Source organism: Citrobacter sp. 50677481, from assembly GCF_001463265.1.
GTDB classification, from domain to species: domain Bacteria; phylum Pseudomonadota; class Gammaproteobacteria; order Enterobacterales; family Enterobacteriaceae; genus Citrobacter_A; species Citrobacter_A sedlakii.
Genome location: NZ_LNHZ01000039.1, coordinates 25,776 through 50,329, shown reverse-complemented (window position 1 = coordinate 50,329; position 24,554 = coordinate 25,776). Strand labels below are relative to the sequence as shown.

General features: G+C 54.4%; 22 protein-coding genes. 8 read left to right on the top strand and 14 right to left on the bottom strand.

Translation table 11 applies throughout. From position 1 onward, the window contains the following. Positions 1–20: 20 nt before the first annotated feature. From yidA to dnaA, 5 genes are all read right to left on the bottom strand, one after another. The gene (yidA, locus tag APU02_RS09960; RefSeq protein WP_060569964.1) at positions 21–833 is read right to left on the bottom strand and encodes a sugar-phosphatase; all 813 of its coding nucleotides are present in this window, start codon (positions 831–833) and stop codon (positions 21–23) included. Between the two features lie 111 nt (positions 834–944). Further along, positions 945–3,359 (bottom strand): DNA topoisomerase (ATP-hydrolyzing) subunit B, encoded by a 2,415-nt coding sequence (gyrB, locus tag APU02_RS09955; protein ID WP_042287244.1) that lies wholly within the window; start codon positions 3,357–3,359, stop codon positions 945–947. Positions 3,360–3,387: 28 nt separating this feature from the next. Next, positions 3,388–4,461 carry a DNA replication/repair protein RecF gene (gene recF, locus APU02_RS09950; protein ID WP_060569963.1) on the bottom strand — a complete coding sequence of 358 codons (1,074 nt, stop codon included), beginning with the start codon at positions 4,459–4,461 and terminating at the stop codon, positions 3,388–3,390. Positions 4,462–4,608: 147 nt separating this feature from the next. Beyond that, positions 4,609–5,709 (bottom strand): DNA polymerase III subunit beta, encoded by a 1,101-nt coding sequence (gene dnaN / locus APU02_RS09945; protein WP_042287249.1) that lies wholly within the window; start codon positions 5,707–5,709, stop codon positions 4,609–4,611. A 4-nt stretch (positions 5,710–5,713) separates the two neighbouring features. Continuing rightward, positions 5,714–7,120 (bottom strand): chromosomal replication initiator protein DnaA, encoded by a 1,407-nt coding sequence (dnaA, locus tag APU02_RS09940; RefSeq protein WP_060569962.1) that lies wholly within the window; start codon positions 7,118–7,120, stop codon positions 5,714–5,716. Between the two features lie 605 nt (positions 7,121–7,725). Here dnaA and rpmH point away from each other — a divergent pair. From rpmH to APU02_RS09905, 7 genes are all read left to right on the top strand, one after another. Next, positions 7,726–7,866 (top strand): 50S ribosomal protein L34, encoded by a 141-nt coding sequence (gene rpmH / locus APU02_RS09935; RefSeq protein ID WP_000831330.1) that lies wholly within the window; start codon positions 7,726–7,728, stop codon positions 7,864–7,866. A gap of 16 nt (positions 7,867–7,882) precedes the next feature. Then, complete coding sequence (gene rnpA / locus APU02_RS09930) at positions 7,883–8,242, top strand: ribonuclease P protein component (protein WP_042287256.1); 360 nt, start codon at positions 7,883–7,885, stop codon at positions 8,240–8,242. After that, a complete protein-coding gene (yidD, locus tag APU02_RS09925; protein WP_001307474.1) occupies positions 8,206–8,463 on the top strand; it encodes a membrane protein insertion efficiency factor YidD in 258 nt (85 codons plus the stop codon). The genes rnpA and yidD overlap by 37 nt, the downstream gene beginning before the upstream one ends. Positions 8,464–8,465: 2 nt before the next feature. Further along, positions 8,466–10,109, top strand: a complete 1,644-nt coding sequence (gene yidC / locus APU02_RS09920; protein WP_060569961.1) for a membrane protein insertase YidC — start codon at positions 8,466–8,468, stop codon at positions 10,107–10,109. Positions 10,110–10,215: 106 nt separating this feature from the next. Beyond that, a complete protein-coding gene (mnmE, locus tag APU02_RS09915) occupies positions 10,216–11,580 on the top strand; it encodes a tRNA uridine-5-carboxymethylaminomethyl(34) synthesis GTPase MnmE (protein ID WP_060569960.1) in 1,365 nt (454 codons plus the stop codon). Positions 11,581–11,781: 201 nt separating this feature from the next. Next, positions 11,782–12,531: a 4'-phosphopantetheinyl transferase superfamily protein gene (locus tag APU02_RS09910; protein WP_042287283.1), complete on the top strand. Its 750-nt coding sequence runs from the start codon at positions 11,782–11,784 to the stop codon at positions 12,529–12,531. Between the two features lie 10 nt (positions 12,532–12,541). Then, positions 12,542–13,108 carry an NADPH-dependent FMN reductase gene (locus APU02_RS09905; RefSeq protein ID WP_060569959.1) on the top strand — a complete coding sequence of 189 codons (567 nt, stop codon included), beginning with the start codon at positions 12,542–12,544 and terminating at the stop codon, positions 13,106–13,108. Between the two features lie 61 nt (positions 13,109–13,169). Here APU02_RS09905 and adeP read toward each other — a convergent pair whose 3' ends face one another. After that, positions 13,170–14,507: an adenine permease AdeP gene (adeP, locus tag APU02_RS09900; protein WP_060569958.1), complete on the bottom strand. Its 1,338-nt coding sequence runs from the start codon at positions 14,505–14,507 to the stop codon at positions 13,170–13,172. Positions 14,508–14,673: 166 nt separating this feature from the next. Here adeP and yieH point away from each other — a divergent pair, with 166 nt between their 5' ends. Further along, positions 14,674–15,339: a 6-phosphogluconate phosphatase gene (yieH, locus tag APU02_RS09895; RefSeq protein WP_060569957.1), complete on the top strand. Its 666-nt coding sequence runs from the start codon at positions 14,674–14,676 to the stop codon at positions 15,337–15,339. Between the two features lie 45 nt (positions 15,340–15,384). On the opposite strand, the gene phoU is transcribed toward yieH, so the two are convergent. The 8 genes from phoU to APU02_RS09855 all read right to left on the bottom strand — a co-directional run bounded on the left by phoU (position 15,385) and on the right by APU02_RS09855 (position 24,539). Beyond that, entirely contained in the window at positions 15,385–16,110 is a 726-nt protein-coding gene (phoU, locus tag APU02_RS09890; protein ID WP_012907987.1) for a phosphate signaling complex protein PhoU, read from the bottom strand. 26 nt (positions 16,111–16,136) lie between these two features. Continuing rightward, a complete protein-coding gene (gene pstB / locus APU02_RS09885; protein WP_015961095.1) occupies positions 16,137–16,910 on the bottom strand; it encodes a phosphate ABC transporter ATP-binding protein PstB in 774 nt (257 codons plus the stop codon). Positions 16,911–16,957: 47 nt separating this feature from the next. After that, positions 16,958–17,848, bottom strand: coding sequence for a phosphate ABC transporter permease PstA (pstA, locus tag APU02_RS09880; protein WP_042287297.1), 891 nt, complete (start codon positions 17,846–17,848; stop codon positions 16,958–16,960). Beyond that, positions 17,848–18,807, bottom strand: a complete 960-nt coding sequence (pstC, locus tag APU02_RS09875; RefSeq protein WP_060569956.1) for a phosphate ABC transporter permease PstC — start codon at positions 18,805–18,807, stop codon at positions 17,848–17,850. The genes pstA and pstC overlap by 1 nt, the downstream gene beginning before the upstream one ends. 124 nt (positions 18,808–18,931) lie before the next feature. Continuing rightward, positions 18,932–19,972, bottom strand: a complete 1,041-nt coding sequence (gene pstS / locus APU02_RS09870) for a phosphate ABC transporter substrate-binding protein PstS (RefSeq protein ID WP_042287304.1) — start codon at positions 19,970–19,972, stop codon at positions 18,932–18,934. Between the two features lie 317 nt (positions 19,973–20,289). Beyond that, on the bottom strand, positions 20,290–22,119 hold the full coding sequence (gene glmS / locus APU02_RS09865; RefSeq protein WP_042287315.1) for a glutamine--fructose-6-phosphate transaminase (isomerizing): 1,830 nt from the start codon (positions 22,117–22,119) through the stop codon (positions 20,290–20,292). 318 nt (positions 22,120–22,437) lie between these two features. Beyond that, the gene (gene glmU, locus APU02_RS09860; RefSeq protein ID WP_060569955.1) at positions 22,438–23,808 is read right to left on the bottom strand and encodes a bifunctional UDP-N-acetylglucosamine diphosphorylase/glucosamine-1-phosphate N-acetyltransferase GlmU; all 1,371 of its coding nucleotides are present in this window, start codon (positions 23,806–23,808) and stop codon (positions 22,438–22,440) included. A gap of 311 nt (positions 23,809–24,119) precedes the next feature. Continuing rightward, on the bottom strand, positions 24,120–24,539 hold the full coding sequence (locus APU02_RS09855; protein ID WP_001251971.1) for a F0F1 ATP synthase subunit epsilon: 420 nt from the start codon (positions 24,537–24,539) through the stop codon (positions 24,120–24,122). Between the last annotated feature and the right edge of the window lie 15 nt (positions 24,540–24,554).

Genomic DNA, 24,554 nt, shown 5'->3' with positions numbered 1-24,554 from the left:
CGCGTGTTAACGATCAGGCATTAATTCAGCACAAACTTTTCAATTGCGTATGCCACGCCGTCTTCCAGATTGGATTTGGTGACAAAGTTGGCGATCTCTTTCACCGACGGTATAGCGTTGTCCATCGCCACGCCCATACCAGCGTATTCAATCATGGCGATATCATTTTCCTGATCGCCAATCGCCATAATCTCTTCCGGCTTGATCTCCAGCGCATCGGCCAGCGACTTCACGCCGGTGCCTTTATTGACGCGTTTATCCAGGATTTCGAGGAAGTACGGCGCACTTTTCAGTACCGTGTACTTCTCTTTCACCTCTGCCGGAATGCGGGAAATGGCTTTATCGAGGATCGCGGGCTCGTCAATCATCATCACTTTCAGGAACTGGGTTGCCGGGTCCATTTTTTCCGCTTCACAGAACACCAGCGGAATGGTCGCAACGTAGGACTCATGCACGGTGTAATAACTTATGTCACGGTTGGCGGTATATAACGTGTTGCGATCCAGGGCGTGAAAGTGTGAACCCACTTCGCGGGAGAGTTTTTCCAGGTAACGGTAATCGTCGTAGCTTAGCGCTGTTTGCGCAACGGTACTGCCATCGCCTGCTTTCTGCACCAGCGCGCCATTATACGTGATGCAGTAGTCGCCAGGCTGTTCCATATGGAGTTCTTTCAGGTAGCTGTGCACACCAGCATAGGGACGACCGGTGGTTAACACTACGTTGACCCCCTTTTCCCGGGCAGCGGCAATCGCGTTTTTTACCGCAGGCGAAATGGTGTGATCGGGCAGCAGAAGGGTGCCATCCATATCGATAGCAATGAGTTTGATAGCCATGAATTCCCCGCATTAAATGAGTCCTGACTCATGCTAACGCGATTCCGCTCAAAAAACAGCTATCAAAAGGAGGATTGAAAGGGGAAACGGATTTCCCCTTTTGTGGTCCGATTAAATATCGATGTTCGCCGCTTTCAGGGCGTTTTCTTCGATAAAGGCGCGACGCGGTTCGACGGCATCGCCCATCAGCGTGGTAAACAGCTGGTCGGCGGCAATCGCATCTTTCACGGTAACGCGCAGCATACGACGGCTTTCCGGGTCCATGGTAGTTTCCCACAGCTGTTCCGGGTTCATCTCGCCCAGACCTTTATAACGCTGAATAGCGAGGCCACGACGAGACTCTTTCACCAACCAGTCCAGCGCCTGCTCGAAGCTGGCAACCGGCTGACGACGTTCGCCACGTTCGATAAATGCGTCGTCTTCGATCAGGCCACGCAGTTTCTCGCCCAGCGTGCAGATGCGACGGTATTCCGCACCGGTCACAAACTCGTGATCCAGCGGATAGTCGGTATCCACGCCGTGAGTACGTACCCGGACGATCGGCTCGTAGAGGTTCTGTTCCGCATTATGCTGAATGTCGAACTTCCACATGCTGCCGTGCTGCTCTTTCTCGTTCAGCTCGGTGATCAGCGCGTTCACCCAACGGGTGACCTTCTGCTCGTCAGAAAGATCGGCTTCCACCAGCGTCGGCTGATAAACCAGCTCTTTCAGCAGTGCTTTCGGGAAACGACGCTCCATACGACCAATCATTTTTTGCGTCGCATTGTACTCAGACACCAGTTTTTCTAACGCTTCACCGGACAGCGCCGGCGCGCTGGCGTTGGCATGCAGCGTCGCACCGTCCAGCGCGATGGAGATCTGGTACTGATCCATCGCCTCATCGTCTTTAATGTACTGTTCCTGCTTGCCTTTCTTCACTTTGTACAGCGGCGGCTGAGCAATGTAGACGTGCCCGCGCTCGACGATTTCCGGCATCTGACGGTAGAAGAAGGTCAACAGCAGCGTACGGATGTGCGAGCCGTCAACGTCCGCATCGGTCATGATGATGATGCTGTGATAGCGCAGTTTGTCCGGGTTGTACTCGTCGCGACCAATGCCGCAGCCCAGCGCGGTGATAAGCGTGGCCACTTCCTGCGAAGAGAGCATCTTGTCGAAACGCGCTTTCTCGACGTTAAGAATTTTCCCCTTCAGCGGCAGAATCGCCTGGTTCTTGCGGTTACGCCCCTGCTTCGCAGAGCCGCCCGCGGAGTCCCCTTCCACCAGGTACAGTTCGGACAGCGCCGGGTCACGTTCCTGACAGTCCGCCAGCTTGCCCGGCAGACCGGCTAAGTCCAGCGCGCCTTTACGGCGAGTCATTTCACGGGCGCGGCGCGCCGCTTCACGGGCGCGCGCCGCGTCGATAATCTTACCGACAACGATTTTCGCGTCAGACGGATTTTCCAGCAAGTATTCGCTCAGCAGTTCATTCATCTGCTGTTCCACCGCCGATTTCACCTCAGACGACACCAGCTTGTCTTTGGTCTGGGAGGAGAACTTCGGATCCGGCACCTTCACGGACACCACGGCAATCAGGCCTTCACGGGCGTCGTCGCCGGTGGCGCTGACTTTGGCTTTTTTGCTGTAACCTTCTTTGTCCATGTAGGCGTTCAGGGTACGGGTCATCGCCGCCCGGAAGCCAGCAAGGTGTGTACCGCCGTCACGCTGTGGAATGTTATTGGTAAAGCAGTAAATGTTTTCCTGGAAACCGTCGTTCCACTGCAATGCCACTTCCACGCCGATACCGTCTTTTTCTGTAGAAAAATAGAAGATATTCGGGTGAATCGGCGTTTTGTTTTTGTTCAGATACTCAACGAACGCCTTGATGCCGCCTTCATAGTGGAAGTGGTCTTCTTTACCGTCGCGCTTGTCTTTCAAGCGAATAGAGACGCCAGAGTTGAGGAAGGACAGCTCACGCAGACGTTTCGCCAGGATCTCGTATTCGAACTCAGTGACGTTGGTGAAGGTTTCCAGGCTTGGCCAGAAACGGACCATCGTACCGGTTTTGTCGGTGTCGCCGGTCACCGCCAGCGGAGCCTGCGGTACGCCGTGCTCATAAATCTGACGGTGGATTTTGTTATCGCGCTGGATAACCAGTTCCAGTTTCTGGGACAGGGCGTTTACCACGGAAACACCAACGCCGTGCAGACCGCCGGACACTTTATAGGAGTTATCATCGAATTTACCGCCTGCGTGCAGGACGGTCATGATCACTTCCGCCGCCGAGACGCCCTCTTCCGGATGGATACCGGTCGGGATGCCACGCCCGTCATCCTGTACGGAAACGGAGTTGTCAGCATGGATCGTGACGATAATGTCTTTACAGTGACCCGCGAGCGCTTCGTCGATAGCGTTATCTACCACCTCAAATACCATGTGGTGCAGACCGGTGCCGTCATCCGTGTCGCCGATATACATACCCGGGCGCTTACGCACCGCATCGAGTCCTTTCAGGACTTTGATACTGGAGGAGTCATAAGAATTCGACATCAACGTTTCTCGCTCATTTAATCTTGGGTTAATCCGTTATTTTACCCTTTTCCACGGTAAACATCTTCGAATTTTCATCCGACATGTCCAGAACGTGTTCAGCGCTGATTGCGCTGACGAAGACCTGCGATTGCGTCGCTTTTAAGCGGCTGGCCAGCAGCCCGCGACGCGCATCATCAAGTTCAGAGGCAAAATCATCTATCAGGTACAAACACCGCCGCCCGCTCTCGCGGGTGAGGTATTCGCCTTGCGCCAGACGTAAGGCGCACATTAGCAGCTTAAGCTGCCCACGCGACAAGGTATCTTCCACCGGCGCGCCATCGGCGCGAATGCGAAAATCCGCTTTGTGCGGACCGTGCGCGGTGTAAGTCAACATGCGGTCGCGTTCGAAACCGCGCTCCAGCACCTCGGCATACTCCGTCTCTTTCTCCCAGCCGCGCTGGAAAGAGAACGAGAGCGTGAATTCAGGAAGGAACTGCTGGCAAGTGTCCGCCATATCCTGCGCGATACCGGCGCTGTACGCAGCGCGCCAAGTGCTGATTTGTTCCGCCAGCGGAATGAGTTCTTTATCCCACGGACGCAGTTGTTCGTAACGACTCACCTGGCGTAGCGCGGCGTTACGCTGTTTCAGCAGCCGCTTCAGGTTGCTCCAGGCGGTAAAGAATCCGGTTTCGTTGTGAAAGCATCCCCAATCGAGGAACGCTCTTCTGTATTTGGGGCCGCCATTGAGCAAAGTAAACCCCTCGGGGGTAATCAGTTGCATTGGCATCAGGTGCGCCAGCTCCGCGACCTTGTGACCGTCGGTGCCATCGATGCGCACTTTGCTGTCGCCCTGTTTGTCTTTGGTCAGGCCGATGGCGGTTTCCCGCTCAGCGCCCTGCAAACGTCCATGCAGAACAAACGCGTCCTGTTCATGGCGAATCACGCGGCCTGGCTGCAAACTGCGAAACGCCCGGCCATGGCCGAGCGTATAGATGGCTTCGAGCACGCTGGTTTTGCCGCTGCCGTTGGCGCCAACCAGGAAGTTAAAGCCGGGGGATAAAGCGAGATCCGCGCTTTCGATATTGCGGAAGTCTTTGATTAAAAGGCGCGTCAGTGACATATCAGGGTTTCTTCGGGCCAGGGCGTAATCGGCGCAACCAGTTTCAACGCGGACTGCGCACAACCCCTGAAGCGTACACGAAGTACGTGACAGGGGCGAGCACAGCCCAGGTTGATAATGGCAAGCAAGATAGCCCGATATTTTTCACTAAAGTCTCATAGGCATGACGACGTATGCCGCGCTTTGTGATGCGGCATCTTCAATCTGTACGCTGGAGACGGAGTCGGTCAGCATAATGCGCACGGTTTCACACTTCAGCGCATTCAGCACATCCAGCACGTAGCTGACGTTAAAGCCGATCTCCATTTCCGTTCCCGGATAAGTCACATCCAGAATTTCTTCTGCTTCTTCCTGTTCCGGGTTATTGGCGGTAATTTTGAGCTGGTTTTCACTCACGTACAGGCGCACGCCGCGGAACTTTTCGTTCGAGAGGATCGCCGCACGGGCAAACGCCTGCTTAAGAATATCGCAGCCGGCTTCCAGATGTTTATCCGGATTTTTCGGCAACACGCGACGGTAGTCAGGGAAGCGGCCATCCACCAGCTTGGACGTAAAGATAAAGTCGCCCACATGAGCGCGGATGTTGTTGCTGCCGATCTGCACATGCAGCGGGTTTTCGCCGCCGTCGAGCATACGCATCAGTTCAATCACGCCTTTACGCGGCACGATCACTGAATGACTCGGCAGCGACTGGCCGATCGGCATGGAGCAGACCGCCAGACGGTGACCATCGGTCGCCACCGTACGCAGCTCTTCACCTTCAGTTTCGAACAGCATACCGTTTAAATAGTAACGCACATCCTGATGCGCCATGGAGAATTGCGTGGCCTCAATCAGACGTTTCATCGTCGCCTGCGGCAACGTGAATTCGACCTCGCTTTGCCAGTCGTCCAGATTCGGGAAGTCGGCGGCAGGCAGGGTGGAAAGCGAAAATCGGCTGCGACCAGAGCGCACCAGCATGCGATCGCCTTCCAGTTGAACGGCGATTTCAGCGCCTTCCGGCAGGCCACGGCAAATATCAAAGAATTTGCGTGCCGGGACTGTGGTCGCGCCAGGCTCATGCGGCTGAATCAACGCAACGCGCGCCACCATTTCCATTTCAAGATCGGTACCGGTCAGCGAAAGCGTACCGTCAGCCACCTGCAGCAACAGGTTACCGAGAATCGGCAGCGTAGGACGACCACCCAGCGGGCCGCTGACCTGCTGAAGCGGTTTTAATAAATGTTCACGTTCAACGGTAAATTTCATAGCGTCACGAAGATAATGTTCTGATTAAATTGGAGAAATCTTCTTTAATATCATGGCTTTCTTCACGCAACTGCTCAATCTTGCGGCAGGCGTGGAGTACGGTGGTGTGGTCACGCCCGCCAAACGCGTCGCCAATTTCCGGCAGACTGTGGTTGGTAAGCTCTTTGGCCAGCGCCATCGCCATCTGACGCGGACGCGCTACCGAGCGAGAACGACGCTTGGACAGCAGATCCGCAATCTTGATTTTGTAATACTCCGCCACTGTCTTTTGAATATTGTCGATAGTGACCAGTTTTTCCTGCAACGCCAGCAGATCGCGCAGCGCTTCGCGAACGAAGTCGATGGTGATCGCCCGACCGGTAAAGTTGGCGTTAGCAATCACGCGGTTCAGCGCCCCTTCCAGCTCACGCACGTTAGAGCGCAGTCGCTTGGCAATAAAGAACGCCACTTCGCCAGGCAGACGAATGTCGTTTTCATCTGCCTTTTTCATCAGGATCGCCACGCGGGTTTCCAGTTCAGGTGGTTCGATCGCCACCGTCAACCCCCAACCAAAACGGGATTTCAAACGATCCTCGACGCCGTTGATCTCTTTAGGATAACGATCCGACGTCAAAATGATCTGCTGATTACCTTCGAGCAAGGCGTTAAAGGTGTGGAAAAATTCTTCCTGGGATCGTTCTTTATTGGCAAAGAACTGAATGTCATCAATTAGCAGCGCGTCAACGGAACGGTAGTAGCGTTTGAACTCTTCGATCGCGTTGTTTTGCAGGGCCTTCACCATGTCCTGCACAAAGCGTTCGGAGTGCATATACACGACTTTCGCGTTGGGCTTGCGCGCCATAATACCGTTTCCTACCGCGTGCAACAGGTGGGTTTTCCCCAGACCGGTGCCGCCATACAGAAATAACGGGTTATAGGCGCCGCCAGGGTTGTCCGCCACCTGACGCGCCGCCGCGCGCGCCAGCTGGTTAGATTTACCTTCGACGAAGTTATCAAACGTGTGTTTCACGTTAACGTTAGAACGGTAGGTAGGCTCAGCGGGCGCCGGTACGTTGTCCCAGCCGGGACGCGCCGCCGCGGGTTCCTGACGCTGTGGTTGTACCTGAGCCACCTGAGCGGGCGCGGCAACATTGTTATTGACCGGCGTCTTCAGCGTCTGGGTGACCGGCTTCGTGCCGACCTCAAAGCGTAGCTGCGGGGCGTCAGCGCCGCAAAAATTATTCAGCAGCCCATTGATATTATTGAGATACTTGTCTCTTACCCAATCGAGCACAAAACGGTTTGGCGCATACAAAGCCAGCGTGTTATCGCTCAGTTCCGCCTGCAACGGGCGTATCCACATACTGAATTCTGTGGCTGGTAACTCATCCTGCAATCGGGCAAGACACTGCTGCCAAAGCGAAAGTGACACGGCGGACTCCACTCGAACAAAAGTCGATAAATGACAAAGGCTGAAACATTCATGATTGTTGACGCACATCGACAAGACCCTATGCAAAGGGTGACGTGCGAATTGCTATCTGCAATTTTACCCGATCAGGATCTCTGGAAACGATCGGGACCGCGGATCATAGCGTAAACTGAGAAAGAGATCTTCTGTTTCTCACAGATTCTTCCCGATTTATCCACAGGTCTTCACAAGACGGGGTAAGTGTAAACGATCCTGGAGAGGATCAGGGCGATTTCGCGCCCATATCGGAAAATTTAATGAGTAAAGACGGTTTACGCCTTAAACGATCTAATAAAGATCCCGGGCGATCCTTGCGCTTTACCCACCAGTCCGTATAATTCTCCACCCGTCGCGCGATGCCTGTGAAACGGCGTCAACGCTGTCTGTTTTTCGTGCGAAAAGGTGCGGAAAAAGGCAGGGATTTAAGGAAAGAGAATTGACTCCGGAGTGTACAATTATTACAATCCGGCCTCTTTAATCACCCACACTGTGGCGTAAGTCGTTCGAAACTCGTTCGGGTATACGCAAAAGTCAGTGAATTTATTCAAGTTTAGGTAGAAATCGCCATGAAACGCACTTTTCAACCGTCTGTACTGAAGCGCAACCGTTCTCACGGCTTCCGTGCTCGTATGGCTACTAAAAATGGTCGTCAGGTTCTGGCACGTCGTCGTGCTAAAGGCCGCGCTCGTCTGACCGTTTCCAAGTAATAAAGCTAACCCCTGAGTGGTTAAGCTCGCATTTCCCAGGGAGTTACGTTTGTTAACTCCCAATCATTTCACATTCGTCTTCCAGCAGCCACAACGGGCTGGCACGCCGCAAATCACCATCCTCGGCCGCCTGAATTCGCTGGGGCATCCCCGTATCGGTCTTACCGTCGCCAAGAAAAACGTTCGACGCGCCCATGAACGCAATCGGATTAAACGTCTGACGCGTGAAAGCTTTCGTCTGCGTCAGCACGAACTTCCTGCAATGGACTTCGTGGTGGTGGCGAAAAAGGGGGTTGCCGACCTCGATAACCGTGCTCTCTCGGAAGCGTTGGAAAAATTATGGCGCCGCCACTGTCGCCTGGCTCGCGGGTCCTGATAGCCCTTATTCGGGTCTATCAACGCCTGATCAGTCCGCTGCTTGGGCCGCACTGTCGTTTCACGCCAACCTGTTCAAGCTACGGAATTGAGGCATTGCGCAGGTTTGGAGTGATAAAAGGCAGTTGGTTGACGGTGAAACGCGTATTAAAATGCCACCCTTTACACCCTGGTGGTGACGATCCCGTCCCGCCCGGACCATTTGATACCAGAGAACACTAACGATGGATTCGCAACGCAATCTTCTTATCATCGCTTTGCTGTTCGTGTCTTTCATGATCTGGCAAGCCTGGGAGCAGGATAAAAATCCGCAACCCCAGATCCAACAGACCACGCAGACAACGACCACCGCAGCGGGTAGCGCCGCCGACCAGGGCGTACCGGCCAGTGGCCAGGGGAAACTGATTACGGTTAAGACTGACGTGCTTGATCTGACCATTAACACCCGTGGTGGTGATGTGGAACAGGCCCTGCTGCCCGCTTACCCGAAAGAGCTCGGTTCCAGCGAACCATTCCAACTGCTGGAAACTACCCCACAGTTTATCTATCAGGCCCAGAGTGGTTTGACCGGTCGCGACGGCCCGGATAACCCGGCTAACGGTCCTCGTCCGCTGTACAACGTTGAAAAAGACGCGTTTGTACTGGCAGACGGTCAAAACGAATTGCAGATCCCGATGACCTATACCGACGCCGCAGGCAACACGTTTACGAAAACGTTCGTCCTGAAACGTGGCGACTATGCGGTCAACGTCAACTACAGCGTGCAGAACGCCGGCGAGAAACCGCTGGAGATCTCCACCTTTGGTCAGTTGAAGCAATCCATCAATCTGCCGTCTCATCGTGACACCGGAAGCAGCAACTTTGCGCTGCATACTTTCCGTGGCGCAGCGTACTCCACGCCGGATGAGAAGTATGAGAAATACAAATTCGACACCATTGCTGAAAACGAAAACCTGAACGTCAACGCTAAAGACGGTTGGGTCGCAATGTTGCAACAGTATTTCGCAACGGCATGGGTTCCGCGTAACGACGGCACCAACAACTTCTATACCGCGAATCTGGGCAACGGCGTAGCGGCTATCGGCTATAAATCTCAGCCGGTACTGGTACAGCCTGGTCAGACTGGCGCGATGACCAGCACCCTGTGGGTTGGCCCGGAAATTCAGGACAAAATGGCGGCTGTTGCACCGCACCTGGATCTGACCGTGGATTACGGTTGGTTGTGGTTCATCTCTCAACCGCTGTTCAAACTGCTGAAGTGGATCCACAGCTTCGTGGGTAACTGGGGCTTCTCGATCATCATCATCACCTTTATCGTTCGTGGCATCATGTACCCGCTGACCAAAGCGCAGTACACCTCCATGGCGAAGATGCGTATGCTGCAGCCGAAGATTCAGGCCATGCGCGAGCGTCTGGGCGACGACAAACAGCGTCAGAGCCAGGAGATGATGGCGCTGTACAAAGCAGAGAAGGTTAACCCGCTGGGCGGCTGCTTCCCGCTGCTGATCCAGATGCCTATCTTCCTGGCGTTGTACTACATGTTGATGGGTTCCGTGGAGCTGCGTCACGCGCCGTTCGCGCTGTGGATCCATGACCTGTCCGCACAGGACCCGTACTACATCCTGCCGATCCTGATGGGCGTGACGATGTTCTTCATCCAGAAGATGTCGCCGACCACCGTGACCGACCCGATGCAGCAGAAGATCATGACCTTTATGCCGGTCATCTTCACCGTGTTCTTCCTGTGGTTCCCGTCAGGTCTGGTGCTGTACTATATCGTCAGCAACCTGGTGACCATCATCCAGCAGCAGCTGATTTATCGCGGGCTGGAAAAACGTGGTCTGCATAGCCGCGAGAAGAAGTCTTAATTCGGCGTCAGGCCGGGTAAGGCGAAGCCGCCATCCGGCACACGGAACATAACCTGAAGGGCGGTCTGATGACCGCCTTTTTTATTGCGAAATAACGAGATTTATCATGAGCCATAACGACACTATCGTCGCCCAGGCAACCCCACCGGGACGCGGGGGCGTCGGTATTCTGCGCATCTCCGGCCTGAAAGCGCGCGAGGTTGCCGAAGCCGTTCTGGGTAAACTGCCCAAGCCGCGCTATGCCGACTATCTGCCGTTTAAAGACGCCGACGGCTCGGCGCTGGATCAAGGGATCGCCCTGTGGTTCCCCGGCCCGAACTCTTTCACGGGCGAAGACGTGCTGGAGCTACAAGGACACGGTGGCCCGGTCATTCTCGACCTGTTGTTAAAACGCATTCTGACCCTTCCTGGTCTGCGTATCGCCCGTCCCGGCGAGTTTTCCGAACGTGCGTTTCTTAACGATAAGCTCGATCTGGCACAGGCAGAAGCCATTGCCGATCTGATTGACGCCAGTTCCGAACAGGCGGCACGCTCTGCGCTGAACTCTCTTCAGGGGGCGTTTTCTACCCGCGTTAATCATCTAGTGGAAGCGCTCACTCACCTGCGTATCTACGTAGAAGCGGCCATTGACTTCCCGGATGAAGAGATCGATTTCCTGTCGGATGGCAAAATCGAAGCGCAGTTGAATGACGTTATTGCCGACCTCGACGCGGTGCGCGCCGAAGCGCGTCAGGGTAGCCTGCTGCGCGAAGGGATGAAGGTGGTCATTGCCGGACGCCCTAACGCCGGGAAATCGAGCCTCCTGAATGCGCTGGCGGGACGTGAAGCAGCGATTGTGACCGACATTGCTGGCACCACCCGCGACGTGCTGCGCGAGCATATCCATATCGACGGCATGCCGCTGCACATCATCGACACCGCCGGTCTGCGCGATGCCAGCGACGAGGTTGAGCGTATCGGTATCGAGCGCGCCTGGCAGGAGATCGAGCAGGCCGACCGCGTGCTGTTTATGGTGGACGGCACCACGACCGACGCCGTCGACCCGGCGGAGATCTGGCCGGACTTTATCGCCCGTCTGCCGGCTAAATTGCCGATAACTGTCGTACGTAATAAAGCGGACATTACCGGAGAGACGCTGGGCATCAGCGAGGTGAATGGTCACTCACTGGTTCGCCTCTCTGCGCGAACCGGCGAAGGTGTGGATGTACTGCGTAACCATCTCAAGCAGAGCATGGGCTTTGACACCAATATGGAAGGCGGCTTCCTGGCCCGTCGCCGTCATCTTCAGGCGCTGGCTGAAGCCGCAGAACATCTCCAGCAGGGCAAAAACCAGCTGCTGGGCGCCTGGGCGGGCGAACTGCTGGCGGAGGAACTGCGTCTGGCGCAGCAGGCGCTGAGTGAGATCACCGGCGAGTTTACCTCGGACGATCTGCTGGGGCGGATTTTCTCCAGCTTCTGTATTGGTAAGTAACCCAAATAGCGCCGGATGGCGGCAGATGCCAACATCCGGTCAGCTTCTTTCTGACGCCACTTCTTTGGCATCTTTTCCCTGAAATGTAAAAGCACGTAAGAGACGCGGTTTCGGTCGCACTTTTTTGTGATTTCCTATGTCCATAAATCACGTAAATGTTACTCTCGTCATTATTAAGGACCATTAATCATGGAGCGAAAAATGGGGATACATTTTGCCAGAGGGATACTCACGGAGGGGCATTTGATTTCAGTGCGTTTACCCACCTCCTGCCACCTTGACGCGCGAAGCCTTCCGGCGCATCGACAGACACGTTTCCTGGCGTCCAGAGGCCTTCTCGCCGAGCTGATGTTCATGCTGTATGGCACGCTTGAGTTACCGGAAATCATCATAAAAGCGAAAGGCAAACCCGCGTTTCGTGAACAAAATCTCCCCAGTTTTTCTATCGCCTACGCAGGAAATGTCGTTGGTGTGGCACTGGCGACCGAAGGCGAATGCGGGCTGGATATGGAACTTCAGCGCGCCACCCGCAGCTTTGTCCCGCCTCACTGTTCGCCACCCCCTGTCTTCTCCAGTAATGAACGTCTGTGGATCAGCAAGCAAAACGATCCCAACGAGGCGCGCGCGCAGATGATCACCTTGCGTCAGAGCATCCTGAAACTCACTGGCGATGTTCGCAATGACGATCCCCGCGAGCTTCAACTGCTGCCGGGCGCGGGTCGCCTGAAGTGCGCGCATGTCGCACCGTTGGAAGCGATCTGCGATGCGGAAGATCTGCTGGTGTGGTCAGTGGCGGTTACGCCAGGCATTGATAAATTACAGGTTTGGGAGTTTGATGGTAAGCAGGGCTGGAAAAACCTGCCTGATATCCAGACCCGCGCTAATGCGGAAACGGGTCGTCTGATGCGATTCGCGCAATTATCCGCGGCGAAGTCTTATACGCATAACTGATGGAGTCACCATGTCTGAAACGTTAAAGGTTGTCACGTTACTGGGAAGTCTGCGCAAAGGGTCGTTTAATGGAATGGTCGCCCGTACGCTGCCGAAGATCGCTCCGGCAGGAATGGAGGTAAGTCCACTCCCGTCTATCGCTGATATTCCGCTTTACGACGCAGACCTGCAGCAGGAGGAGGGTTTCCCGGCGAGCGTCGAAGCGCTGGCCGAACAGATCCGCCATGCCGACGGCGTCGTCATCGTTACGCCGGAATACAACTATTCGGTACCCGGCGGTCTGAAGAATGCCATCGACTGGCTGTCCCGCCTTCCCGATCAGCCGCTGGCTGGCAAGCCGGTGCTGATTCAGACCAGCTCAATGGGCGCGATTGGCGGCGCGCGCTGCCAGTATCATCTGCGTCAGATTCTGGTGTTCCTGGATGCAATGGTGATGAACAAGCCGGAATTTATGGGCGGTGTTATTCAGAACAAAGTGGATCCGCAAAGCGAAGAAGTGATTGATCAAAGCACGCTGGACCACCTGACCGGGCAGTTAACGGCATTTGGCGATTACATCCAGCGCGTAAAAGCATAAGCGCCAATCTTCTTAGACATTTGCCGGAGACGCCGTTGCGCCATCCGGCAACATCGCAATATTAGTGCGCGTCGATAAACACAATCTTCAGCACGAACAGCAGAGCAACCACCACCACACATGGGCTGAGATCGCGCAGTCGTCCGGTACCCAATTTCATCACGCAGTAAGAGATAAAGCCCAGCGCAATCCCTTCGGTAATCGAGAAGCTGAACGGCATCATCACCGCGGTAATAAAAGCCGGAACAGACTCGGTTAAATCTTCCCATTTCACGCGCGCCAGGCTGGAGGTCATTAGCACGCCGACGTAGATCAGCGCGCCAGCCGCTGCGTAACCCGGCACCATACCCGCCAGCGGCGACAGGAAGATCACCAGCAGGAACAGCAGACCAACAACCACGGCCGTCAGACCGGTGCGCCCGCCAACGGACACGCCGGAAGACGACTCAATGTAGGCGGTCACAGAAGACGTCCCGATAAACGACCCCGTTACGGAAGAGACGCTATCGACAAACAGCGCCTGTTTCATGCGCGGGAATTTTCCTTTCTCATCGGCCAGACCCGCTTTATCAGTAACGCCGATCAGCGTACCGGAGGAGTCGAACAGGTTGACCAGCATGAAGGAGAAGATAACCCCCGCCAGACCGAGATTAAACGAACCCGCCAGATCGACATGGCCAACCACGGTAGAAATGCTCGGCGGAGCGGAGACGATACCATTGTAATGCACATCGCCCATCAGCCAGCCCAACAGGGTGGTAACGATAATAGACACCAGCACCGCGGCATGAATGTTGCGGGAGGCGAGGATCGCGATGATAAAGAAGCCGAGTACGCCCAGCAGCACGCTGTGGGAGGTCAGGTTACCAATGCTCACCAGGGTTTCCGGGTTCGCGACGATAACACCGGCGTTTTTCAGCCCCATCATCCCAATAAACAGGCCGATACCGCTGGTGATCCCCACGCGCAGGCTGACGGGGATGTTAGCAATCATCCAGTAACGCACGCGGAAGATGGTCAGCAGCAGCAAACCAACCGCCCCCCAGAAAATCGCGCCCATACCAACCTGCCACGGCAGCCCCATCGCGCCAACCACAACGAACGCAAAGAAAGCGTTCAGGCCCATCGCGGGCGCCAGCGCCACGGGCAGGTTAGCGAACAGACCCATCAGGATGCTGCCAAACGCGGCAATCAGACAGGTAGTGACAAAGACGGCGCTGGTGTCCATGCCAGCGACGCCGAGAATTTGCGGGTTCACAAAAACGATGTAAACCATCGTCAGGAAGGTGGTGAAACCGGCGATCACTTCGGTGCGTACCGTCGTGCCATGTTCGCGCAGTTTAAACACGCGTTCCAGCATCCCCTGACCAGAAGTCTGGGTTGTGTGTTGTTGACTCATTATCAATTTCCGAACAAGGAGGGAAAATTCGTCGCTATCCTATACCAAAATGCGACAATAGGGGGCGGTTGTGCGATGTTTTTTTCATTGAATTTGCTTATACGGCAACGATTGCGTCTCACGATCGCGCAGTACGTAAACGTTAAACTCGTAAAAAGGGAAAGGCATGTCCGGAATTGAAGCGGTATTTTTCGACTGTGACGGTACGCTGGTTGACAGTGAAGTTATCTGTTCCCGCGCGTATGTGGCGATGTTCCAGGAATTCGGTATCACCCTCGATCTCGACGAAGTATTTAAGCGCTTTAAAGGCGTCAAGCTCTACGAAATCATTGATATCATTAATGAGGAACAGGGCGTTTCGCTGGCAATAGCCGACTTAGAACCCGTTTATCGCGCCGAGGTCGCACGCCTTTTCGACGCCGAACTGGAGGTTATTGCCGGTGCAAACGCGCTGCTGGATGCGATGACGGTGCCGATCTGCGTGGTCTCTAACGGGCCGGTAAGCAAAATGCAGCACTCGCTGGGCAAGCTCGGTATGTTGCATCATTTCCCGGAAAAACTGTTCAGCGGCTACGATATTCAACGCTGGAAGCCCGATCCGGCCTTGATGTTACATGCCGCTAAAGCGATGAACGTTAACGTTGAAAACTGTATTCTGGTGGATGATTCATCCGCTGGCGCCCAGTCGGGGATTGATGCGGGAATGGAAGTTTTCTATTTTTGCGCCGATCCGCACAACAAGCCGATCGAACATCCCAAAGTGACGACCTTTACCGAACTGGCGCAGCTGCCCGCTTTGTGGAAAGCGCGTGGGTGGAATATTACGCGTTAAATGAAAACAGGGCGGGTAAGCGCTAAGCGCCACCCGCCTTAAACCTTACTCTTTCGGATCTTTACCCGCCAGCAGCTTGTCCAGTTCGTCACCGCCAACGTGACGGAAATCCTGTCCCTTCACGAAGTAGAAGATGTATTCGCAGATATTCTGGCAACGGTCGCCGATACGCTCAATGGATCGCGCGCAGAACAGCGCCGTCAGGACGCTCGGAATGGTACGTGAATCTTCCATCATGTAGGTCATTAGTTGGCGCACAATGCCTTCGTATTCCTGATCGACCTTTTTGTCTTCACGGTAGATACGGACCGCTTCGTCAAGGTCCATGCGCGCAAACGCATCCAGCACGTCGTGCAGCATCTGTACGGTATGGCGGCCCAGTGACTCCAGACTCACCAACAAAGGCTGGTGCTGCTGAGAGAACTTCTCCAGCGCGGTACGGCAGATTTTGTCCGCCACGTCGCCAATACGCTCCAGCTCGGCGATGGTTTTGATGATCGCCATCACCAGACGCAGGTCGCTCGCCGTCGGCTGGCGCTTGGCAATAATGCGCACGCAGGCCTCGTCGATCGCCACTTCCATCATGTTAACGTGTTTATCGCCGTCGATAACACGTTTCGCCAGTTCGCTGTCCTGGTTATGCATTGCGGTGATCGCATCAGAAAGCTGCTGCTCGACCATGCCGCCCATGGTCATCACCTGGGTGCGAATGCTTTCCAGCTCTGCGTTGAACTGGCCGGAAATGTGTTTATTAAGATTGAGGTTGTCCATGGTTTCTCCACATGCACTAAGGCAAATCAACCGTAGCGGCCAGTAATATAATCTTCGGTTTGTTTCTTCGCGGGCTTAGTGAACAGATCGTCCGTGTTACTGAACTCAATCAACTCGCCCAGGTACATAAACGCCGTGTGGTCAGAACAACGTGCAGCCTGCTGCATGTTGTGAGTAACGATCACTACGGTGTAATCCTGCTTCAGCTCGGTGATCAGCTCTTCAATACGCCCGGTTGAGATCGGGTCCAGCGCTGAACACGGCTCATCCAGCAGCAACACTTCCGGGCGAATGGCGATACCGCGCGCAATGCACAGACGCTGCTGCTGACCACCGGAGAGAGAGTACCCGCTCTGGTGAAGTTTATCTTTGGTTTCGTTCCATAATGCGGCCTTGGTCAATGCCCACTGCACGCGCTCGTCCATATCCGCACGGGAGAGTTTCTCAAACAGACGCACGCCAAAGGCGATGTTGTCATAAATCGACATCGGGAACGGCGTTGGTTTCTGGAACACCATCCCCACTTTCGCACGCAGCAGGGCGATATCCTGGGTATTGGTCAGGATGTTGTCGCCATCCAGCAAAATTTCACCTTCCGCACGCTGCTCCGGATAGAGCGAATACATCTTGTTAAAGGTACGCAGCAGCGTGGATTTACCACAGCCAGACGGACCGATGAATGCCGTCACCTGGTTCTTCGCGATATCCAGGTTGATATTCTTCAGGGCATGGAATTTGCCGTAGTAGAAGTTCAAATCACGAACCTGAATCTTACCCGGGGCAGTATCAACCATACTCATTGACTCATTTCCTCATTCGGCGCCGCGATGTGCCGCGCCGTAAAAATTTAACCGTGTTTCTGCTTCGCGAAAATGACGCGCGCCAGAATGTTCAGCAACAGTACGCAAAGGGTGATGATCAGCACCCCGGCCCAGGCCAGTTGCTGCCATTCCGCGAATGGGCTCATCGCAAATTTAAAGATCGTCACCGGCAGGTTGGCGATCGGCTGCATCATGTCCGTGCTCCAGAACTGGTTGGAGAGCGCGGTAAACAGCAGCGGCGCGGTTTCACCGGCAATACGCGCAACAGCCAGCAGCACGCCAGTAATGATCCCGGAAACAGACGCCTTCAGGGTGATCGCCGAAATCATCTTCCATTTCGGCGTGCCCAGCGCGTAAGCGGCTTCTCGCAGGCTGTCCGGTACCAGCTTCAGCATGTTTTCGGTCGTACGGATCACGATTGGCACCTGCAGCAGCGCCAGCGCGATTACGCCTGCCCAGCCGGAGAAGTGCTCCATCTGCGCCACCACGATGGTGTAGACAAACAGACCGACCACAATAGACGGAGCGGAAAGCAGAATGTCGTTAATAAAGCGAATCACTTCAGCCAGCCAGGACTTACGACCATACTCAGCCAGATAAATCCCCGCCATAATGCCCAACGGCGTGCCGAATACAGTCGCCCACAGAATCAGCAGACCGCTACCCGCCAGGGCGTTCGCAAGGCCCCCGCCCGCGGTATTCGGCGGCGGCGTCATTTCGGTGAACAGCGCCAGCGACATCCCGTCGATACCACGCGTAATGGTGGACATCAGGATCCAGATTAACCAGAACAAACCAAACGCCATCGTTGCCATAGAAAGCGTCAGGGCGATACGGTTTTTCACGCGGCGACGCGCCTGCATTTTGCGACGGGACTCTGCCAGCGCAGCGGTATTTTGCATTTCAAGCGTAGCCATTAGCGTGCCCCCTCGTTCTTCGCAAGGCGCATAATCATAAACTTAGACGCGGCCAGTACGATAAAGGTAATCACGAACAGGATCAGGCCCAGTTCCATCAGCGCCGCAACGTGCAGACCGGATTCAGCTTCCGCAAATTCGTTCGCCAGCGCAGAGGTAATGCTGTTGCCAGGCATGTACAGCGACGCGCTGTCGAGCTGGTACGTGTTACCGATAATAAAGGTCACCGCCATGGTTTCACCCAGCGCGCGGCCTAAGCCCAGCATAATGCCGCCAATCACCCCATTTTTGGTGAACGGAAGGACGATACGCCAGATAACTTCCCAGGTGGTGCAGCCGATGCCGTAGGCTGACTCTTTCATCATCACCGGGGTTTGTTCAAATACGTCACGCATCACCGCCGCAATGTACGGAATGATCATGATGGCGAGGATCACGCCTGCCGCGAGGATACCGATACCAAACGCCGGGCCGGAGAACAGCGCGCCAACAAACGGAATGTTGGAAAGAATATTGCCGACCGGCTCCTGGAAGTAAGTGGCGAACAGCGGCGCAAAGATAAACAGCCCCCACATGCCGTAAACGATACTGGGGATTGCCGCCAGCAGTTCAATGGCGATACCCAGCGGACGACGCAGCCAGCCGGGTGCCAGTTCCGTCAGAAACAGCGCAATGCCGAAGCTCACCGGAACGGCGATCAGCAGTGCGATAAAAGAGGTCACCAGCGTACCGTAGATCGGCACCAGCGCGCCGTAGATATCGTTTGGCGCATCCCATTCTTTGGTCCACAGGAACGAGAAACCAAACTTCTCAATGCTCGGCCAGGAGGAGATGATCAGAGAGACAATAATGCCACCTAACATCAATAGCACAATCAGCGCAGCCAGTTTTACCAGCGCGCTGAAGATCATGTCACCCTTTTTACCCGGTGGGTTAAAAGCAGGCTTGGTTGCAGCCATAAATCACTCTTTAAGTTTGGGCCAGGAAGCGCGTATTTTATCGTGCTTCCTGGCTAACGTAATGCCATACCCTAAATAATTCGAGCTGCAGCCAATACCGCTGCGGCTCACAATATGCGGGTATTTAGTACAGCGCTTTACCGCTGCTGTCCTTCACGTTGGTCTTCCATGCAGCGCGAATCTGCTCAACCACGCTGTCTGGCAGGCTGGCGTAGTCCAGGTCGTTCGCCTGTTTGCCGCCATTTTTGTAAGCCCAGTCGAAGAACTTCAACACTTCTGCGCCCTGCTCAGGTTTCTTCTGCTCTTTATGGACCAGGATGAAGGTGGTGGACGTGATTGGCCACGCATCGTCACCTTTCTGGTTCGTCAGATCCTGAGCGAAAGATTTGCTCCAGTCTGCGCCTTTCGCCGCGTTGGAGAAGCTCTCTTCCGTCGGACTAACCGGTTTGCCATCGGCAGAAATCAGCTTGGTGTAAGCCAGGTTGTTTTGCTTCGCGTAAGCGTACTCAACGTAACCAATAGAGCCCGGCAGACGCTGTACAAATGCGGCGATACCGTCGTTACCTTTACCGCCCAGACCGGTCGGCCAGTTCACGGTAGAGCCAGAACCCACTTTGGTTTTCCACTCTTCGTTCACTTTCGCCAGGTAGCTGGTAAAGACGAAGGAAGTACCGGAACCGTCAGCACGACGAACCACGGCGATATTCTGCGAAGGCAGTTTCAGACCCGGGTTCAGTTTGGTAATGGCTTCGTCATCCCACTTCTTGATTTTACCCAGGTAGATATCGCCCAGGGTTTTACCATCCAGTACCAGTTCACCCGATTTCAGACCCGGAATGTTTACCGCCAGCACCACGCCGCCGATCACGGTCGGGAACTGGAACAGACCTTCCTGGTTCAGTTTTTCGTCAGACAACGGCGCATCAGAAGCACCGAAATCAACGGTATTTGCTGTGATTTGTTTAACACCACCGGAGGAGCCGATACCCTGGTAGTTAACCTTACTACCGGTCTCTTTCTGATAAGTATCGGCCCATTTGGCATACACCGGCGCAGGAAAAGTTGCACCTGCGCCTGTCAGGCTTGCTGCTGCGAATACAGAGAAAGCGCTCATGGATAAGGTCGCGGCGACAACAGTTGCGACAGTGGTACGCATAACTTTCATAATGTCTCCTGCAAGATTTTCGTAAATCATTGTTAAGTGGCTACGATGAGCAAAATAGGACAAACAGGTGACAGTTAAATGTACAAAATATGACAGTTTTATGACAATGAAAATTTCACATAAAGCCAGTTAATTTAACCAATATATTTCAGTAAGTTAGCCATTAACATGACAGTCTGTTTTCAGAAAAATTTTCTTTCTGTGACACTGAAAAAAATAGCTGAAGATGACGATTTGTCACAGTTAAACGGCAGGAGAATTGATGAAAAACAGAACAATGAAGAAAAAAAGCCCCGCTTTCGCGGGGCCTTCTGGTTTTACTCTACGGTAACCGATTTTGCCAGGTTACGCGGCTGGTCCACGTCGGTGCCTTTAATCAGCGCCACGTGATATGCCAGCAGTTGCAGCGGAACGGTGTAGAAGATAGGGGCGATCACCTCTTCGACATGCGGCATCTCGATAATGTGCATGTTGTCGCTGCTGACAAAGCCCGCATCCTGATCGGCGAAAACATACAATTGGCCGCCACGCGCCCGGACTTCTTCGATGTTGGATTTCAGTTTTTCCAGCAGTTCGTTGTTCGGAGCCACCACAATAACCGGCATGTCCGCGTCAATCAGCGCCAGCGGACCGTGCTTCAATTCGCCTGCCGCGTACGCTTCCGCATGGATATAAGAGATCTCTTTCAGCTTCAGCGCGCCTTCCAGCGCAATCGGATACTGATCGCCGCGCCCCAGGAATAATGCGTGATGCTTGTCAGAGAAGTCTTCTGCCAGCGCTTCAATGCGTTTGTCCTGCGACAACATCTGCTCAATACGGCTCGGCAGCGCCTGCAGGCCGTGCACGATGTCATGCTCAATAGCGGCATCCAGTCCCTTCAGACGCGCCAGTTTCGCCACCAGCATCAGCAGAACGGTTAACTGCGTGGTAAACGCTTTGGTCGACGCCACGCCAATTTCAGTACCGGCATTGGTCATCATCGCCAGATCCGATTCACGTACCAGCGATGACCCCGGCACGTTACAGATAGCGAGCGAGCCCAGATAGCCCAGCTCTTTCGACAGGCGCAGGCCAGCCAGCGTGTCCGCCGTTTCGCCCGACTGCGACAGGGTGATCATCAGGCTGTTGCGACGTACGGCGGATTTGCGATAGCGGAACTCTGAGGCAATTTCGACATCGCAAGGAATGCCTGCCAGCGATTCAAACCAGTAACGAGAAACCATTCCGGAGTTGTAAGACGTGCCGCAGGCGATGATCTGAATGTGCTCAACCTGCGCCAGCAGTTCGTTGGCTTTCGGTCCCAGCTCGCTCAGATCCACTTCACCGTGACTGATACGTCCGGTAAGGGTGTTCTTGATCGCATTCGGCTGTTCGTAGATCTCTTTCTGCATGTAATGGCGGTAGATACCTTTATCACCCGCGTCATATTGCAGACTGGATTCGATATCCTGGCGCTGCACATCCGCACCGGTTTTATCAAAAATAGCGACGCTACGACGCGTCACTTCCGCGATATCGCCTTCTTCAAGGAAGATAAAGCGGCGAGTCACGGGCAGCAGCGCCAGCTGATCAGAGGCGATGAAGTTTTCGCCCATTCCCAGTCCGATCACCAGCGGGCTACCCGAGCGTGCCGCCAGCAGCGTATCCGGCTGGCGGGTATCCATGATTACTGTGCCGTATGCGCCGCGCAGTTGCGGGATCGCCCGCAGGACCGCTTCCCGCAGCGTACCGCCCTGTTCCAGCTCCCAGTGCACTAAGTGAGCAATCACTTCGGTGTCGGTTTCAGAAACGAAGGTGTAGCCGCGCGCTTTCAGCGTTTCGCGCAGCGGTTCATGGTTTTCAATGATGCCGTTATGCACCACCACAATGTGTTCAGAAACATGCGGATGCGCGTTTGCTTCTGAAGGTTCGCCGTGCGTTGCCCAGCGGGTGTGAGCGATGCCGGTACCGCCATGCAGCGGGTGTTCTTCCGCAGCCTGCGCCAGCATTTGCACTTTACCCAGACGACGCAGACGGGTCATATGACCTTCCGCATCCACTACCGCCAGACCCGCAGAATCATAACCACGGTATTCCAGACGACGTAAACCTTCGAGAAGGATTTCAGCTACATCACGCTGCGCGATTGCGCCAACAATTCCACACATATTTTTTTGATTCCGAATCCAGGCATTATGCCTCTCGTTGTCTTTCGACCTGTATTTATCCTTCGTCTTTCACGCCGTGGCTGTGCTGGCCGCACGCTTTCGCCATGGTCACTTACTCAGATAAGCTCCCATTGACTCATTCGCTTGCCGCTTTGCCACAATGCGAAATCCTTAAGATAAAACCCGTCTTTCCGGGCGCCCCGAGCCTTGTAGAGAGTGGGGTTATTTTTATGGGTACTGCATGTTGGCGGGCGATATATTTTTATCGCCTCATCCCGTGTCTGCCGGATATCGCTAACGCTTATCTGGCCGACAAAATCACTTTTTCTTCACCGGACGCTGCCAGCCTTGCTTATGAACCTGCGGCACGCGGCTCAGCACCAGCTCGTTATCCGCGATATCACGCGTCACGGTCGTCCCTGCGGCGATGGTCGCTCCTTTGCCTACGCTCACCGGCGCCACCAGTTGCGTGTCAGAACCGACAAAAACATCGTCGCCAATGATAGTTTTAAATTTGTTCGCGCCATCGTAGTTGCAGGTAATCGTCCCCGCGCCGATATTCACATTGTCGCCAATTTCCGCATCGCCCAGATAGGTCAAATGACCCGCTTTAGAGCCTTTGCCCAGACGCGCTTTTTTCATTTCAACAAAGTTGCCCACATGCGCGCCTTCCAGCAGCTCCGCTCCTGGACGCAGACGTGCGAACGGGCCAATGGTGCAGGCCGCTTCCAGATGCGCATCTTCCACCACGCTGTAGGGACTGATTTCGCAATCATCGCCAATAACGCTGTTTTTAATCACACAGCCCGCGCCAATCTTCACGCGATGACCTAACGTCACATTCCCTTCGATGATAACGTTAGTATCAATTTCAACATCGCGCCCGTGATTAAGGACGCCGCGCAGATCGAAACGCGCCGGGTCACGTAACATCACGCCTGCCAGCAGCAGCTTTTCCGCCTGCTCGGACTGGTAAATACGCTCAAGTCGGGAAAGCTGCAGACGGTTGTTCACACCGTCGGTTTCACTGATGCGAGCCGGGTGCACGGCGGCGATTTCACGCCCTTCCTGGTACGCCATCGCAATAATATCGGTGATGTAGTACTCACCTTGCGCATTGTTATTGTTCAGTTTCGCCAGCCAGCGCTTCATATCCGCGCCGTTAGCAATCAGGATACCGGTATTGATTTCCTGGATCTGTCGCTGTTCATCGGTGGCGTCTTTATGTTCAACAATGCCGGTAACCTGACCGTTCTCACGCGTAATGCGCCCGTAACCGCTTGGGTCATCCAGTTTAACCGTGAGCAGGCCAATGCCGCCCTGCGGTTTGGCGTCGCGCAGTCGGGTCAGCGTTTCAACGGAGATCAGCGGCACGTCGCCGTAGAGCATTAAAATGTCTTCGTCATCACTAAAGAAGGGCGCGGCCTGTTGCATCGCATGGCCGGTTCCCAGCTGTTCAGCCTGGAGTACCCAGTTAAGATTGTCATTTTTCAGCGTCTTTTTAAGCAGATCGCCACCGTGTCCATAGACCAGGTGAACGTGAGAAGCGCCTAATTCATTCGCCGCATCAATGACATGCTGGACCATCGCTTTACCGGCAAGGGTATGCAGCACTTTAGGAAGATCGGAATACATACGTGTGCCTTTGCCTGCGGCAAGGATCACTACGCTCATAGCTTTGTTCAACATACGCGTCCTGACTGTAATTTGAGAACGAATTTATACCGTTTCACTTTGAAAATACTACATTTTTTTCAGCGTGAAATGGGAAGAAGATAAAACGCTCATTATCGGACTTTCTCCGACGGCGAGAGCGACATTTTCGACCATTGACGCGGTTTTTGTCTTGCGAAAAGTCGCGTCGAACCTTGATTAAAGCGTTAGCACGATGTTTTTGCTATTTTTTTGAGACATAAAGAAAGATCGCGCCTGACGCCTGTTTCCCAGGCAAAAAAAAACCAGCCTGCAAAGAGACTGGTTTTTATGCTTTCAAGCCGGTGTTACATCGCTTTTTTGGTCAACTCGATAACGCGCAGTTTAGCGATCGCTTTGGCCAGTTCCGCAGACGCCTGAGCGTAATCCACGTCACCATGAGAGCTCTTAATGTGCTCCTCAGCCTTACGCTTCGCTTCCAGAGCTCGCGCTTCGTCGAGATCCTGGCCGCGAATCGCGGTATCAGCCAGAACGGTCACGCTACCCGGTTGCACTTCAAGAATGCCGCCGGACAGATAGATAAACTCTTCATGACCGTGCTGTTTAACGATGCGAATCATACCAGGCTTAATGGCGGTGAGCAGCGGGGCGTGACCCGGGTAAATACCCAGTTCACCTTCACTACCCGTTACCTGGATTTTCTCGACCAGACCAGAGAACATTTGTTGCTCTGCGCTGACGACGTCCAGGTGGTAAGTCATTGCCATATCACCCTCCGATTA